The sequence below is a fragment of the Bradyrhizobium sp. UFLA06-24 genome (assembly GCF_054967145.1).
This window is the reverse complement of record NZ_JADFUE010000204.1, coordinates 1-761: the sequence shown is the minus strand read 5'-3', so window position 1 is coordinate 761 and position 761 is coordinate 1. Positions and strand designations below refer to the sequence as shown.

Annotated in this window: 1 protein-coding gene; it reads right to left on the bottom strand. The window is 64.4% G+C overall.

All coding sequences use genetic code 11. The features are described from left to right. Nucleotides 1-761 (bottom strand): UDP-glucose dehydrogenase family protein (locus IF809_RS38655; RefSeq protein WP_462840092.1); only part of this gene is annotated, 761 nt, incomplete at both ends.

Here is a 761-nt window from a genome sequence, read left to right as displayed (position 1 = left end):
CGGTAGATGTTGCGCAGGTCGACGATGATGGGCTGCGCCATGGTGGTCTTCAGCCGGTCGAGATCGAGCGCGCGGAACTGGACCCATTCGGTCACGATGACCAGCGCATCGGCGCCTTGCGCGCAGGAATAGGCATCTTCGCAATAGGTGATGTTGGGCAACTCGCCCTTGGCCTGCTCCATGCCGACGGGATCGAACGCCTTCACCTTGGCGCCCATATCGAGCAAGCCCGTCACCAGCGGAATCGAGGGCGCATCGCGCATGTCGTCGGTGTCGGGCTTGAAGGTGAGGCCGAGCACGGCGATGGTCTTGCCTCGCAAGGAGCCGCCGAGCGCCTGGCTCACTTTCCGCGCCATCGCGCGCTTGCGGTTCTCGTTGACCGCCAGCACGGATTCGACGATGCGCAGATTCACGTCATAGTCCTGCGCGATCTTGATCAGCGCCTTGGTGTCCTTCGGGAAGCAGGAGCCGCCGAAGCCGGGACCGGCGTGCAGGAACTTGGTGCCGATGCGGTTGTCCAGGCCAATGCCGCGCGCGACCTCCTGAACGTTGGCACCGACCTTTTCCGACAGGTCGGCAATCTCGTTGATGAAGGTGATCTTGGTCGCGAGGAAGGCGTTGGCGGCGTATTTGATCATCTCGGCGGTGCGGCGCGCGGTGAACATCAGCGGCGCCTGGTTCAGCGACAGCGGGCGGTAGATGTCGCCCATCACCTTGCGGCCGCGCTCGTCGGAGGTGCCGACCACGACGCGGTCGGGGAA